This window comes from Pseudoxanthomonas suwonensis (assembly GCF_010093235.1).
Lineage (GTDB): Bacteria > Pseudomonadota > Gammaproteobacteria > Xanthomonadales > Xanthomonadaceae > Pseudoxanthomonas > Pseudoxanthomonas suwonensis.
On the sequence record NZ_PDWP01000004.1, the window covers coordinates 104502 to 118778 of the forward strand.

Sequence of the window (14277 nt, forward strand, 5' to 3'; positions counted from 1 at the left end):
GGCGAAGGTCGCCATGGCGGCGTGCGCGGTGTCCAGCCGCGCACGCCGCCGGTCCTTCGTTCCTCATCGTCCACGCATGAGGAATCACATCGATGACACTGACCACCAACCTCGGCTTTCCCCGCATCGGGCCACGCCGCGAACTGAAGCAGGCCCTGGAAGCCCACTGGCGCGGCGAGCTGCCCGCCACGCAACTGCTCGACACCGCGCGGGAGCTGCGCGCCCGCCACTGGCGGCTGCAACGGGAGGCCGGCATCGACCTGCCGCCCTCCAACGACTTCTCGCTGTACGACCAGGTCCTGGACACGGCGTTGCTGTTCGACGCGATCCCCCGGCGCTACCGCGCCGTGGTCGAGGCGGCACCGCTGGCCGGCTACTTCGCCATGGCGCGCGGACTGCAGCGCCCGGGCATCGACCTGCACGCGCTGGAGATGACCAAGTGGTTCGACACCAACTACCACTACCTCGTGCCCGAGCTGGAGGCCGGCCAGGACTTCGCCCTGCGCGGCGACACGCCGGTGGCGCAGTACCTGGAGGCGCGCAGGCTCGGCATCGAGACCCGGCCGGTCCTGATCGGGCCTGTCACCTTCCTGTGGCTGTCCAAGACGGTCGACGGCAGCGACCGCTTCGCGCTGCTGGACCGGCTGGTCCCGGCCTATGTGCAGCTGCTGGAGAAACTGCACGCGGCGGGCGCGGGCTGGGTCCAGGTCGACGAGCCGGCCCTGGTGCTGGACCTGCCGGAGCCGGTCCGCGAGGCCTGTCGCCGCGCCTATGCCCGGCTGGCGACCGGGCCACGGCCGAAGCTGATGCTGGCCCCGTACTTCGGCGCGCTCGGTGACAACCTGGCCCTGGCCACGGCGCTGCCGGTGGATGGCCTGCACCTGGACCTGGTGCGCGCACCGGAACAGCTGGAAGCGGCGCTGGACGCGCTGCCGCCCGGGCGGATGCTCTCGCTGGGGCTGGTGGACGGGCGCAATGTCTGGCGCACCCGCCTGGACAACGCGCTGCTGCTGGCGCGGTACGCGCGCACCCGGCTCGGCGCGGACAACGTGTGCCTGGCGCCGTCGTGTTCGCTGCTGCACGTGCCGGTGGACCTGGACGCCGAGAACGGCCTGGATCCGGAACTGCGCTCCTGGCTGTCCTTCGCCAAGCAGAAGCTCGGCGAGATCCGGGTGCTGGCCGATGCCCTGGATGGCCACCCCGGTGCCGAGGCCGCGCTGGAGGACGCACGCCTGCGCCACGCCTCGCGCCGCGCCTCCACGCGCGTGCACCGGCCGGAGGTGGCGCAGCGCGTGGCCGCCATCGACCCGGCGCTGGGCCGCCGCGTCTCGGACTCCCCGGCGCGCCGCCAGGCCCAGCAGGCGGCCCTGGCATTGCCGCCGTACCCGACCACGACCATCGGCTCCTTCCCGCAGACCCGCCAGGTGCGCGAGGCGCGGGCGAAGTTCAAGTCGGGCAAGCTGGAGGGGGCGGCCTATGAGGCGTTCCTGGAGGCGCAGACCGAACAGTGCGTGCGCTTCCAGGAGCAGGTCGGGATCGACGTCCTGGTCCACGGCGAGTTCGAGCGCAACGACATGGTCGAGTATTTCGGCGAACAGCTGGACGGCTTCGCGTTCACCAGGCTGGGCTGGGTGCAGAGCTACGGCAGCCGTTGCGTGAAACCCCCGGTGATCTTCGGTGACGTGGCGCGGCCGGCGCCGATGACGGTGCGCTGGGCGCGGTACGCCCAGTCGCTGACCTCGCGCCCGGTCAAGGGCATGCTCACCGGCCCGGTGACCCTGATGCAGTGGTCGTTCGTGCGCGACGACCAGCCGCGCGCGGACACCTGCAGGCAGATCGCACTGGCCCTGCGCGACGAAGTCCTGGACCTGGAGGCGGCCGGCATCCGGGTGATCCAGATCGACGAACCGGCCCTGCGCGAGGGGCTGCCACTGCGGCGCGCGCACTGGGACGCCTACCTGGAATGGGCGGTCGAATGCTTCCGCCTGTGCGCGTCCGGGGTGGACGATGCCACCCAGATCCACACCCACATGTGCTACGCCGAATTCAACGACATCATCCAGGCGGTGGCGGCGATGGACGCGGACGTGATCTCGATCGAGACCTCGCGCTCGCGGATGGAGCTGCTGGATGCCTTCGCCAGGTTCCGCTACCCCAACCAGATCGGCCCGGGCGTGTACGACATCCACTCCCCGCGCATCCCCACCACCGCCGAGATGGTGGAACTGCTCGGCAAGGCGCGGGAGGTGCTGGCGCCGGACCAGCTGTGGGTGAACCCGGACTGCGGGCTGAAGACACGCGGCTGGGAGGAAACGGACCTGGCGCTGCGCAGGATGGTCGAGGCGGCCATGGTCATGCGCGAATCGGCCGCCCGGTGACGCGGCGGGGTGGCGTCACCGCGCCACCCTGCCGCGGGCCGCGCCGGGGGCCATGGCGCCCGGCGCGGTGCAGCGCACCCGCGCCGCCCCGGCCGATGCCGGCTACTCGACCGTGACCGACTTGGCCAGGTTGCGCGGCTTGTCCACGTCGGTGCCGCGGGCCAGGGCGGTGTGGTAGGCCAGCAGCTGCACCGGGATGGTGTGGATCACCGGGCTCAGCACGCCGGCATGGCGCGGGGTGCGGATCACGTGCACGCCCTCGGAGGCGGTGAAGTTGCTGTCCTGGTCGGCGAACACGAACAGCTCGCCGCCGCGGGCGCGCACTTCCTGCATGTTGGACTTGACCTTTTCCAGCAGGCGGTCGTTCGGGGCGATCACCACCACCGGCATGGCCGCGTCCACCAGCGCCAGCGGGCCGTGCTTGAGCTCGCCGGCCGGATAGGCCTCGGCGTGGATGTAGGAGATTTCCTTGAGCTTGAGCGCGCCTTCCAGGGCGATCGGGTAGTGCAGGCCGCGGCCCAGGAACAGGGCGTTCTGCTTGGCGGCGAAGCGCTCGGCCCAGACCTGGATCTGCGGCTCCAGGTTCAGCGCGTGCTGCACGCTGCCCGGCAGCATGCGCAGCTGCTCCAGGTAGCCGGCCTCCTGTTCGGCGGTGACCCGGCCGTGCAGCTTGCCCAGCACCACGGTCAGCTGGAACAGCGCGGCCAGCTGGGTGGTGAAGGCCTTGGTCGAGGCCACGCCGATCTCGGCGCCGGCGCGGGTGTAGCAGACCAGCTCGCTGGCGCGCGGGATCGCGCTCTCGGGCACGTTGCAGATCGACAGCGTGTGGCGGTGGCCCAGCGACCTGGCGTACTTGAGCGCCTCCATCGTGTCCAGGGTTTCGCCGGACTGGGAGATGGTGACGACCAGGTAGTCCGGGTCGGCGTAGGCATCGCGGTAGCGGTATTCGCTGGCGATCTCCACGCTGCAGGGCAGGCCGGCGACGGCCTCGATCCAGTAGCGCGCGGTCAGGCCGGCGTAGTAGCTGGTGCCGCAGGCCAGGATCTGCACGCCGCGGACCTTGCGCAGCACCTCCTCGGCATTGGCGCCGAACAGGGTCGGCTCGAAGCTGCCGGCGTCGATCACCGCCTCGACGGTGTCGGCGATGGCGCGCGGCTGCTCGTGGATCTCCTTCTGCATGAAGTGCCGGTACGGGCCCAGCTCCAGCGAGGCCAGCGACACGTCGGACACGTGGACCTCGCGTGCCACCTCCTGGTCGGCCGAGTCGAACACGCGCACCCCCTCGCGGCGGATGTCGGCGGTATCGCCTTCCTCGAGGAAGATCACCCGGCGGGTGGCGGAGATGATCGCGGAGACGTCGGAGGCGAGGAAGTTCTCGCCCTCGCCCACGCCGACCAGCAGCGGGCAACCCATGCGCGCGCCGACCAGGCGGCCCGGCTCGCGCAGGCTGACCACGGCCAGGGCGTAGGCGCCGCTCAGCTCCTTGACCGCGTGCTGCAGCGCGCCCAGCAGGTCCTGGCCCTGCTGCATGTAGTAGTGGATCAGGTGGGCGATGACCTCGGTATCGGTCTGCGACTCGAACTGGTAGCCGAGGCCGCGCAGGCGTTCGCGCTGCTCCTCGTGGTTCTCGATGATGCCGTTGTGGACCAGGGCCAGCTCGCCATGGCTGACGTGCGGGTGGGCGTTGGCCTCGGTCACGCCGCCATGGGTCGCCCAGCGGGTGTGGCCGATGCCCAGCACGCCGTGGAAGTCCTCGGCGGCGGCGGCATGCTCCATCTCCGCCACGCGGCCGGTGCGGCGCACCCGGCGGATGCCCCCGGTCTCGACCACGGCCAGGCCGGCCGAGTCATAGCCGCGGTATTCCAGGCGCTTGAGTCCCTCGATCAGGACCGGAACCACATCGCGATCCGCGATCGCGCCAACAATGCCGCACATGCCGTCTTCCCACGGGTAACAGGCCCGCGATTCTACCGGAGCGTACGGTCCGACCGGCGGAACGCGCCGGCGGAACGGTGGCGCCCGGCGTCCCGCCATCCAGCCCTGGCGTGCGCCTTGCCGTGCGCACGGCCACTCGCCGGCCGCACGCCGGGGGTGCCGGCCACCAGTGTCCGCCCGTCCGCCCCCGGACGGTGTCCGCCCGGCTGTCCGGCGGACGCCCCGGACACTGGGGCGCCGTGCAGGAAACCTTTCAAATCAACAGCCTGCAGTTGGCACGGGACCTGCAACAGGGAGACCGGACACCCATGCCACACGGACCCACATGATCCCCGACACCTCCGCCCAGGACCGCCCCCTCTCCCACGCCGGCCAGCCCCCGGCCTGGCGCCGCTGGCTGCTGCCGGCCGCCGCCGCCGCGGGTGTCCTGGTCCTTGCCGGCTGGGTGGTCTCCGGCTGGAGCGCCGGTGCGCGCTCCTACGACGCCTCGCGCCTGCGCATCGCCGAGGTGAAGCGCGGCGACCTGGTCCGCGACCTGTCCGCCGACGGGCGGGTGATCACCGCCAACAGCCCGGTGCTCTACGCCATCGCCGGCGGCACAGTGTCGCTGCAGGTGGTGGCCGGCGACGTGGTGGAGAAGGGACAGGTGCTGGCGGTGATCGACAGCCCCGAGCTGCGCAGCAAGCTGGTCCAGGAGGAATCGACCCTGGCAAGCATGGAGGCCGAGGCCAGCCGCGCGCAGCTGGACGCGCGCATCGCCAGCCTCAACGCGCACAAGGCGCGCGACCAGGCCCAGATCGACCACACCGCCGCGCAGCGCGACCTGGAGCGCTACGAGCGCGCCCATGCCGGCGGCGCGGTGTCCAACAACGAGCTGGCCCGCGCCCAGGACGAGCTGAAGAAGGCCCAGATCGGACTGGAGGCCGCGCGCAACGACGCCCGGCTGCAGGAACAGGGCGCGGCGCTGGATGCGCGCAACAAGCGCCTGCTGGCCGACCGCCAGAAGGCGGTGGTGGAGGAGCTGCGCCGCCAGGTGGACCTGCTGACCCTGCGCGCGCCGTTCGACGGCCAGGTCGGCCAGGTGCAGGTCTCGCAGGGCACCAACGTGGCGGTCAACGCGCCGATCCTCAGCGTGGTGGACCTGAGCGAGTTCGAGGTCGAGATCCGCGTGCCGGAGAGCTTCGCCCGCGACCTGGGCATCGGCGTGCCGGCGCAGGTCACCAGCCAGGGCAAGGCGTGGCCGGCCAAGGTCTCGGCGGTGTCGCCGGAAGTGGTCAACGGCGAGGTCACCGCGCGCCTGCGCTTCGAGGAGGGCCAGCAGCCGCCGGGCCTGCGCCAGAACCAGCGCCTGTCCAGCCGCATCGTGCTGGATACCCGCAAGAACGTGCTGATGGTCGAGCGTGGCCCGTTCGTCGAGCAGGGCGGCGGCAACTACGCCTGGGTCGTGGACGGACGCAGCGCCGTGCGCCGCCCGGTGCAGACAGGCGCCAGCAGCCTCGGCTACGTCGAGATCGTCTCCGGCGTCCAGGAGGGCGAGCGGATCGTGGTCTCCGGCGCCGACCAGTTCGGCGAGGCAGAGAGAGTGGCCATCAATTGATGGCCAGTGATTGGTGATTCGGGATTCGTGATTCGTAACAGCAGAAGCAACTGCCACCCGCTCACTCCCGGCCACCAGGCGAATCACCAATCACCAATCACCAATCACCAATCACCAATCACCAATCACGAATCACCAATCACCAATCACGAATCACGAATCACAAGGAGCTTCCGATGTTGGAAATGCGCCAGGTCTCCAAGGTCTACCGCACCGCGATGGTCGAAACCCATGCGCTGCGCTCGCTCGACCTGCACGTCCGCGAGGGCGAGTTCGTCGCGGTCACCGGTCCCTCGGGCTCGGGCAAGACCACCTTCCTCAACATCGCCGGGCTGCTGGAGCCGTTCGACTCCGGCGACTACCTGCTGGACGGCGAGAACGTGCGCGGCCTGTCGGACGACGCCCGCAGCCGCCTGCGCAACCGCAAGATCGGCTTCATCTTCCAGGGCTTCAACCTGATCCCCGACCTCAACCTGTTCGACAACGTCGACGTGCCGCTGCGCTACCGCGGGCTGCCGGCGGCCGAGCGCAAGGCGCGCATCGAGAAGGCGCTGTCGCAGGTGGGCCTGGCCTCGCGCATGAAGCACTTCCCGGCCGAGCTGTCCGGCGGCCAGCAGCAGCGCGTGGCCATCGCCAGGGCCCTGGCCGGCGAGCCGCGCCTGCTGCTGGCGGACGAACCGACCGGCAACCTGGACTCGCAGATGGCCCGCGGGGTGATGGAACTGCTGGAGCAGATCAACGCCGCCGGCACCACCATCGTCATGGTCACCCACGACCCGGAGCTGGCCGCGCGCGCGCAGCGCAACGTCCACATCGTCGACGGCGTGGCCACCGACCTGACGCTGGAACCCGGCCAGGGCCACCTGGCCCGCGCCGCGGTCGCCTGAGGAAGCCGCCATGTTCGCCTACTACTTCAACCTCGCCCTGCGCAGCTTCCGCCGCGACAAGGCCCTGACGATGCTGATGGTGCTGGCCATCGCCCTGGGCATCGGCGCGTGCATGACCACGCTGACCGTGTTCCACGTGCTGTCCGGCGACCCGATCCCCTCCAAGAGCAGCCGCCTGTTCTACGTGCAGCTGGACGCGGCGGCAATGCAGGGCTACGAGCCCGGCGACGAACCCCAGGAGCAGGTCACCCGCCTGGACGCCGAAACCCTGCTGCGCGAAAAGCGCGGCGACCGCCAGGCGATGATGACCGGCGGCAGCGTCGTGGTGACGCCGGACCGCGAGGGCGTGGTCCCGTTCAATGCAGGGGCCCGCTTCACCTCCGCCGACTTCTTCCCGATGTTCGACGTACCCATGCTTTACGGTCGCGGCTGGAGCGCGAACGAGGACGAGGCGCGCGCCCGGGTCGCGGTGATCTCCAGCGCGCTGAACGAGCGCGTGTTCGGCGGCGGCGACAGCGTGGGCAAGCAGCTCCGGCTGGACCAGGGCGACTTCACCGTGGTCGGCGTGGTCGGCGACTGGCGCCCGGTGCCGCGCTTCTACGACATGAACAGCGACCGCTACGGCAAGCTGGAAGACGTGTTCGTCCCGTTCCAGACCGCGGTCGCGATGAAGATGGACCGCTCCGGAAGCATGGACTGCTGGGGCTCGAGCAACGGCGACGAGATGGGACTGGGCGCGCCTTGCGTCTGGATCCAGTACTGGGTGGAGCTGGCCGATCCGTCCAGGGTCTCCGAGTACCGCAACTACCTGGCCAACTACTCCGACCAGCAGCGCGCGGCCGGGCGTTTCGAGCGCCCGACCAACGTGCGCCTGCGCAGCGTCATGGAGTGGCTGGAGTTCAAGCGCGTGGTGCCCAACGACGTGGTGATGCAGCTGTGGCTGGGCCTGGGCTTCCTGCTGGTGTGCCTGGTGAACACGGTCGGGCTGCTGCTGGCCAAGTTCCTGCGCCGTGGCAGCGAGATCGGCGTGCGTCGCGCCCTGGGCGCCTCGCGCCAAGCGATCTTCAGCCAGTGCCTGGTCGAGGCCGGCACCGTGGGCCTGGTCGGCGGCATCCTCGGCCTGGGCCTTTCCCTGCTCGGCCTGTGGGCGGTGCGCCAGCAGCCGGCCAGCTACGCCGAGCTCGCCCACCTGGACCTGCGAATGCTGGTCTTCACCTTCGTCCTGGCCATCGCCGCCAGCGTGCTGGCCGGTCTGCTGCCGGCCTGGCGCGCGATGCAGGTGACCCCCGCCATCCAGCTCAAGAGCCAGTGACGGCCCGGTCCGCCACCCGCACAACGGAGACCACCCATGGACATCCGCCCCATCCTTTCCACCCTGCTGCGGCACAAGACCGCGGCTTCCCTGATCGTGGTCGAGATCGCCCTGACCTGCGCGATCATCTGCAATGCGCTGTTCCTGATCAGCGACCGCCTGGCCGAGGTCCGCCAGCCCAGCGGCATCGCCGAGGAAGAGCTGGTCCGGGTCCAGGTCGAGGGCATCGGCAGCGACCCCGACGAGGTGGCGCGTACCCGCAGCGACCTGGCCACGCTCCGCGCCCTGCCCGGCGTGAAGAACGCGACGGTGATGAACCAGATGCCGTTCACCCGCTCGTCCTGGAACACCGGCGTGCGCCTGAGCCTGGAACAGCAGCGCAGCACCCTGCTGGCCTCGATCTACCTGGGCGACGACCAGATGCTGGAAACGCTCGGCGTGCAGCTGGTCGCCGGGCGCACCTTCAACCCGGAGGAGTACATCGAGTACAACGACGCGCAGTCGGCGGACTACGAGGGCGGCATGCCGGCGGTCATCATCACCCGTTCCATGGCCCAGCGCCTGTTCCCGGGCGAGGACCCGATCGGCAGGACGATCTACGCGTGGGGCGACCTGCCGATCCCGGTGGTCGGGGTGATCGACCGCCTGATCCGCCCCGCCGGCGTCGGCGGACCCGAAGCCGCCCACTATTCGATGATCTTCCCTGTGCGCCCGCACTATGCGGTCAGCGGCGAATACCTGATCCGCACCACCCCCGAGCGGCGCCAGGAAGTGCTGGAGGCGGCGGTACGGACCCTTCGCGCCGGCGGTAACGACCGCATCGTGGAGGACGAGGACACCGGCACGATCGAGGACATGCGCCGCGAGTATTTCCAGGCCCCGCGCTCGATGGCCTGGCTGCTGGCCATCGTCTGCGTGGCCCTGCTGCTGATCACCGCGCTGGGCATCATCGGCCTGGCCAGCTTCTGGGTGCAGCAGCGGACCAAGCAGATCGGCATCCGCCGGGCCCTTGGCGCCACCAGCGGGCAGATCCTGCGCTACTTCCAGACCGAGAACTTCCTGCTGGCCACCATCGGCATCGGACTGGGCATGCTGCTGGCGTTCGCCATCAACCAGGTGCTGATGGGCAGGTACGAACTGGCGCGCCTGCCGCTGTACTACCTGCCCACCGGCGCGGTGCTGCTGTGGCTGCTGGGCCAGCTGGCGGTCTATGCACCGGCGCGGCGCGCCGCCTCGATCCCGCCTGCCACCGCCACCCGCAGCGTATGAATCGCAACCTGCGCCAACGGAAGGCGCCCGGCGCCGGCACCACGCCCTGGTACGCGCTGGCGGTGGGGGCGCTGACCGCCGCCTGGCTCGCCGCGATCCCGCGGCCAGCCAGGGTCGCCGCCACCGCTCCGGCGGCGCTCCCCTCGACCGCGGCCGCGCCGGGGACAGCGGCGGTTCCGGGGGCTCCCCGCCCGTACGACATCCCGTCCGGCCGCGAACGCCGGGCCGGGAACAGGTAGCCTTTGCCGTCCGCCCAAGGAATCCGCGCCCCATCCATGTCCACCATCCTGGTCATCGACGACAACCCGGCCGTCGCCACCGCGCTGGAAGTGCTGTTCTCGCTGCACGACATCGCCACGGTGCACGCCACCGGCCCCGCGGAGGGACTGGCGCTGCTGGAGCGCGAACCGGTGGACCTGGTGATCCAGGACATGAACTTCACCGCCGACACCACCTCCGGCGACGAAGGGCGCGAACTGTTCGCCGCCATCCGCGACCGCCATCCCGACCTGCCGGTGATCCTGCTAACTGCCTGGACCCACCTGGAAAGCGCGGTGGAACTGATCAAGGCCGGCGCCGCCGACTACGTGGCCAAGCCCTGGCAGGACGCCAAGCTGCTGGCCACGGTCAATAACCTGCTGGAACTGTCCGAGGCGCGGCGCGAGCTGGACCAGCGCCGCGACGGCGAGCGCCGCCGGCGCGAGGACCTGTCGCGCCGCTACGACCTGCGCGGTGCGGTGTTCGCCGATCCGGCGAGCGAGCGCGTGGTCGCGCTGGCCTGCCAGGTCGCGCGCTCGGAACTGCCGGTGCTGATCACCGGGCCCAACGGCAGCGGCAAGGAGAAGATCGCCGAGATCGTCCAGGCCAATTCGCCGGTGCGCGACGGCCCCTTCGTGACGGTCAACTGCGGCGCGCTGCCGGCCGACCTGATCGAGGCCGAGCTGTTCGGCGCCGAGGCCGGCGCCTACACCGGCGCCAACAAGGCGCGCGAGGGCAAGTTCGAGGCCGCCGACGGCGGCACCCTGTTCCTGGACGAGATCGGCAACCTGCCGCCGGCCGGGCAGATGAAGCTGCTGCGCGTGCTGGAGACCGGGCGTTTCGCGCGGCTGGGTTCCAACCGCGAACGCCAGGTCAGGGTGCGCGTGGTCAGCGCCACCAATGCCGACCTGCCGGCGATGATCCGCGAAGGCACGTTCCGCGAGGACCTCTACTACCGGCTCAACACCATCGAACTGGCCATGCCGCCGCTGGCCGAGCGTCCCGGCGACGTACTGCCGCTGGCCGAGCGTTTCGGCGAGGGTGGCAAGCCGCTCTCGCCGGCCGCCGCCGCGGCGCTGCAACGCCACTCCTGGCCCGGCAACGTGCGCGAGCTGCGCAACGTGATCCAGCGTGCGCAGCTGCTGGCCACCGGCGCGCGCATCGAGCCGGAGGACCTGGCCCTGCCGCGGGCGCAGGCTTCGCGCCCGGCCCCGGCGCGCGAGCCCGAGCGCGAGCAGATCGAGGCGGCGCTGCAGCGCGCCGGCGGGGTGATCGCGCAGGCGGCCGCGGAGCTGGGCATGAGCCGGCAGGCGCTTTACCGGCGCATGGAGCGCCACGGACTCAAGTCGTGAGGCCGTGCCCATGAGGATCCGCCGCAGCCTGTTCCTGCGCCTGTTCGTCCGCCTGCTGCCGGTCCTGGCCTTGGCGGCCGCGCTGCCCTGGACCTTCGCCTACTGGATCAACCACGGCTGGGTGATCGCCGCCATTTCCACCACGATCGTGCTCCTGCTGGCCTGGTGGAGCCTGCGACGCGCACTGGCGCCGCTGAACTCGCTGTTCCGCGCCATCGCCGGCAGCGTCAACACCTACCGCGACGGCGAGTTCAACTTCGGCATCCACTGGCACAGCAACGACGAGATCGGCGAACTGGTACGCGCCCATGCCGAGCTGGGCGAAGTGCTGCGCCGGCAACGCCAGGACCTGGTCCAGCGCGAGCTGCTGCTGGATACCATGGTCCAGAACACGCCGGTGGCCATGGTCCTGTGGGCCGACGGCGGCGACGGAGTGCCACGGGTGGTGTATGCCAACCTGGCCGCCCGCAAGCTGCTCAACGACGGACGCAAGCTGGAAGGCCAGCGCATGGACGCGGTGCTGGAGGGCCTGCCGGCGGAGCTGCGCGAAGCGGTGGCGCGCGGCGGCGACAGCCTGTTCGGGGTCAGCCCGGAAGGTGCGGAGGACGAGGACGCGGAGGAAGAGGTCTACCACCTCTCGCGCCGGCGCTTCACCCTCAATGGCCGCCACCACGAACTGCTGCTGCTGCGACTGCTGACCCCCGAACTGCGCCGCCAGGAGGTGCAGACCTGGAAGAAGGTGATCAGGGTGATCAGCCACGAGCTCAACAACTCGCTGGCGCCGATCGCCTCGCTGGCCCACTCCGGCGCCGAGCTGGTGCGGCGCGGCCGCCACGAGCGCCTGGCCGAGGTGTTCTCCACCATCGAGGACCGTGCCCGCCACCTGGAGGGCTTCATCCGTGGCTACGCGCGCTTCGCCAAGCTGCCGCAGCCGCAGCTGCAGGCGGTGGACTGGGGCGATTTCCTGGCGCGGCTGCAGCGCCAGATCAGCTTCGAGCTGGACGGCATGGCCGCGGACCTGCGTGCCAGGGTCGATCCGGCGCAGATGGAGCAGGCGCTGCTCAACCTGCTGAAGAACGCCCACGAGGCTGGCGAGGAAGCGGGCAATCCCCAGGTCGAGGTGCGCCTGCGGCGGCTGCCCGGCTGGACCCGGCTGGAGGTGCTGGACCGTGGCCCCGGCATGAACGAGGCGGTGCTGCAGAACGCGCTGCTGCCGTTCTATTCGACCAAGCGCAATGGCACCGGCCTGGGCCTGGCCCTGTGCCGGGAGATCGTCGAGGCGCACGGTGGCCGGCTGTCGCTGCAGAACCGCGCCGAAGGCGGCCTGTGCGTGGCGGTGATGCTGCCGGAGCAGTGAGCCGCGGGCGCTGGTGCGGCCGCCAACGGCGGTGTTACCCGGGTCGTCCCAGCCAGCGCTGCATCACCACCCGCAGGTGCATCGGGAAGCCGAGGCCGCGCTCCTCCACGAGCATGGCGTGCATGCTGGGCGTGTATCGCGCCGGCTCCAGCACCTCGAACCCGGCGCTGGCATAGAAGGACGCGTTCCATGGCACGTCGCGCAACGTGACCAGGGTGATCCGCTCGAAACCTTCCCCTGCCGCGCTGGCGCAGACATGTTCCAGCAGTGCGCGGCCTATGCCGCGGCGCCCGTGGTCCGGATCCACGTCCATCTGCACCAGGTACGCCTGGCCGTCGACGCACGAGTAGAGCGCATAACCCACCGCCCGCCCGCCGGACTCCGCAACCCACAGTCGCCCGCGGGCCGCTGCTTCGACATGGTCATCGGCAGCCAGGGTGCTGCGCGCGAACACCGGGTAGGCCTCGTGCCCGCGCAGCAGCTCGCAGGCGCGGCGTTCGATGCCGACCAGGATCGCCGCATCCGCGGCGCGGCCGGGACGCAGCGACCACCCGGTCACTTCTTCTTTTTCTCCGGCCGCTTCCAGCCCTCGATGGAACTCTGGCGTGCGCGCGAGACCGTCAGGGTGTCGGCGGGCGCGTTGCGGGTGATCACCGAGCCGGCGCCGATGGTCGCTCCGGCGCCGATCTCCACCGGCGCCACCAGGGCCGAGTTGGAACCGATGAAGGCCCCGTCGCCAATCACCGTGGCCGACTTGTTCACCCCGTCGTAGTTGCAGGTGATGGTGCCGGCGCCGATGTTCACCCCGGCGCCGATGGTCGCGTCGCCCAGGTAGGTCAGGTGGTTGGCCTTGCTGCCCACGCCCAGCACCGATTTCTTGGTCTCGACGAAGTTGCCGATGCGCACGCCGTCGGCCAGCACCGTGCCTGGGCGCAGCCGCGCGAACGGACCGACCTGGGCCGCGCCCTCGGTGACCACGCCCTCCAGGTCGCAATGCGCCAGGACTTCGGTACGCGGGCCCAGGCGCACGTCCTTGAGCCGCACGAACGGCCCGATGCGCACGCCGTCGCCCAGCTCGACCTCGCCTTCCAGCACCACGTTGACGTCGATCTCCACGTCGCGGCCGACCCGCACCGTGCCGCGCTGCTCGACCCGGGCCGGATCGAGCAGCCGGGCGCCGGCCAGGCACAGCTCGCGCGCGCGGCGCAGCTGCCATGCGCGCTCCAGCTGCGACAGCTGCCACGGATCGTTGGCGCCCTCGGCCTCGATCGGATCCTCCACCCGCACGATCTCCGCCGGGTTGTATTCGGCCGCGGCCATGGCGAACACGTCGGTGAGGTAGTACTCGCCCTGGGCGTTCTCGTTGGACAGGCGCGACAGCCAGCGCTTCAGCGGATCGGACTCGGCGGCGATGATGCCGGTGTTGACGATGCCGATGCGGCGCTGCTCCTCGCTGGCGTCGCGGTGTTCTACGATCTGCGCCACCCGGCCCTGCGGATCGCGCACGATGCGACCGTAGCCGGTGGGGTCTTCCGGCTCGGCCACCAGCACGCGCAGCAGGCCCTCGGCCTCGAGCAGGCGGCGCAGGGTGTCCGGCGCGGTCAGCGGCACGTCGCCGTAAAGGACCAGCACGTCGGCCGCCTCCGGGATCCCGGGCATGGCCTGCTGCACGGCGTGGCCGGTGCCCAGCTGGCGGGCCTGCTCCACCCACACCAGGTCGTCCTGGCCGGCGAAGGCCGCGCGCACCGCATCGCCGCCATGGCCGTAGACCACGTGGATCGCCGCCGGCCCCAGCTGCCTGGCGGTGTCGATCACGTGGGCCAGCATCGGTCGGCCGCCGATCGGCTGCAGCACCTTGGGCAGGGCCGATCTCATGCGCTTGCCCTCGCCGGCGGCGAGGATCACCACGTGCAGGGGCTGGGTCATGGAGCG

10 protein-coding genes are annotated in these 14277 nt (G+C 70.8%); 7 read left to right on the plus strand and 3 right to left on the minus strand.

Going from position 1 to position 14277, the window contains the following annotated elements; all coding sequences use genetic code 11:
* Positions 1–92 precede the first annotated feature (92 nt).
* Positions 93–2378 (plus strand): 5-methyltetrahydropteroyltriglutamate--homocysteine S-methyltransferase, encoded by a 2286-nt coding sequence (gene metE, locus CSC68_RS02950; RefSeq protein ID WP_162202006.1) that lies wholly within the window; start codon positions 93–95, stop codon positions 2376–2378.
* Between the two features lie 102 nt (positions 2379–2480).
* On the opposite strand, the gene glmS is transcribed toward metE, so the two are convergent.
* Positions 2481–4313, minus strand: a complete 1833-nt coding sequence (gene glmS, locus CSC68_RS02955) for a glutamine--fructose-6-phosphate transaminase (isomerizing) (RefSeq protein WP_162202007.1) — start codon at positions 4311–4313, stop codon at positions 2481–2483.
* A gap of 325 nt (positions 4314–4638) precedes the next feature.
* On the opposite strand from glmS, the gene CSC68_RS02960 reads away from it, so the two are divergent.
* The 6 genes from CSC68_RS02960 (at position 4639) to CSC68_RS02985 (ending at position 12345) form a co-directional block, all read left to right on the plus strand.
* Positions 4639–5910: an efflux RND transporter periplasmic adaptor subunit gene (locus CSC68_RS02960; protein WP_162202008.1), complete on the plus strand. Its 1272-nt coding sequence runs from the start codon at positions 4639–4641 to the stop codon at positions 5908–5910.
* Between the two features lie 176 nt (positions 5911–6086).
* A complete protein-coding gene (locus CSC68_RS02965; protein WP_162202009.1) occupies positions 6087–6797 on the plus strand; it encodes an ABC transporter ATP-binding protein in 711 nt (236 codons plus the stop codon).
* 10 nt (positions 6798–6807) lie between these two features.
* The gene (locus CSC68_RS02970) at positions 6808–8109 is read left to right on the plus strand and encodes an ABC transporter permease (RefSeq protein ID WP_162202010.1); all 1302 of its coding nucleotides are present in this window, start codon (positions 6808–6810) and stop codon (positions 8107–8109) included.
* A 36-nt stretch (positions 8110–8145) separates the two neighbouring features.
* A complete protein-coding gene (locus CSC68_RS02975; RefSeq protein WP_162202011.1) occupies positions 8146–9378 on the plus strand; it encodes an ABC transporter permease in 1233 nt (410 codons plus the stop codon).
* A gap of 275 nt (positions 9379–9653) precedes the next feature.
* Positions 9654–10988 carry a sigma-54-dependent transcriptional regulator gene (locus tag CSC68_RS02980; RefSeq protein WP_162202012.1) on the plus strand — a complete coding sequence of 445 codons (1335 nt, stop codon included), beginning with the start codon at positions 9654–9656 and terminating at the stop codon, positions 10986–10988.
* Between the two features lie 10 nt (positions 10989–10998).
* A complete protein-coding gene (locus tag CSC68_RS02985) occupies positions 10999–12345 on the plus strand; it encodes a sensor histidine kinase (protein WP_162202013.1) in 1347 nt (448 codons plus the stop codon).
* A gap of 34 nt (positions 12346–12379) precedes the next feature.
* Here the strand turns inward: CSC68_RS02985 and CSC68_RS02990 are convergent, their stop codons facing one another.
* Entirely contained in the window at positions 12380–12904 is a 525-nt protein-coding gene (locus tag CSC68_RS02990; protein WP_246193428.1) for a GNAT family N-acetyltransferase, read from the minus strand.
* On the minus strand, positions 12901–14271 hold the full coding sequence (gene glmU / locus CSC68_RS02995; protein WP_162202014.1) for a bifunctional UDP-N-acetylglucosamine diphosphorylase/glucosamine-1-phosphate N-acetyltransferase GlmU: 1371 nt from the start codon (positions 14269–14271) through the stop codon (positions 12901–12903). Before glmU ends, CSC68_RS02990 begins: the two co-directional genes overlap by 4 nt.
* Between the last annotated feature and the right edge of the window lie 6 nt (positions 14272–14277).

Bases quoted from the DNA above. Each gene is read 5' to 3' on its own strand.
- metE (WP_162202006.1), top strand. From the start codon at position 93: ATGACACTGACCACCAACCTCGGCTTTCCCCGCATCGGGCCACGCCGC.
- glmS (WP_162202007.1), bottom strand. From the start codon at position 4,313: ATGTGCGGCATTGTTGGCGCGATCGCGGATCGCGATGTGGTTCCGGTC.
- CSC68_RS02960 (WP_162202008.1), top strand. From the start codon at position 4,639: ATGATCCCCGACACCTCCGCCCAGGACCGCCCCCTCTCCCACGCCGGC.
- CSC68_RS02965 (WP_162202009.1), top strand. From the start codon at position 6,087: ATGTTGGAAATGCGCCAGGTCTCCAAGGTCTACCGCACCGCGATGGTC.
- CSC68_RS02970 (WP_162202010.1), top strand. From the start codon at position 6,808: ATGTTCGCCTACTACTTCAACCTCGCCCTGCGCAGCTTCCGCCGCGAC.
- CSC68_RS02975 (WP_162202011.1), top strand. From the start codon at position 8,146: ATGGACATCCGCCCCATCCTTTCCACCCTGCTGCGGCACAAGACCGCG.
- CSC68_RS02980 (WP_162202012.1), top strand. From the start codon at position 9,654: ATGTCCACCATCCTGGTCATCGACGACAACCCGGCCGTCGCCACCGCG.
- CSC68_RS02985 (WP_162202013.1), top strand. From the start codon at position 10,999: ATGAGGATCCGCCGCAGCCTGTTCCTGCGCCTGTTCGTCCGCCTGCTG.
- glmU (WP_162202014.1), bottom strand. From the start codon at position 14,271: ATGACCCAGCCCCTGCACGTGGTGATCCTCGCCGCCGGCGAGGGCAAG.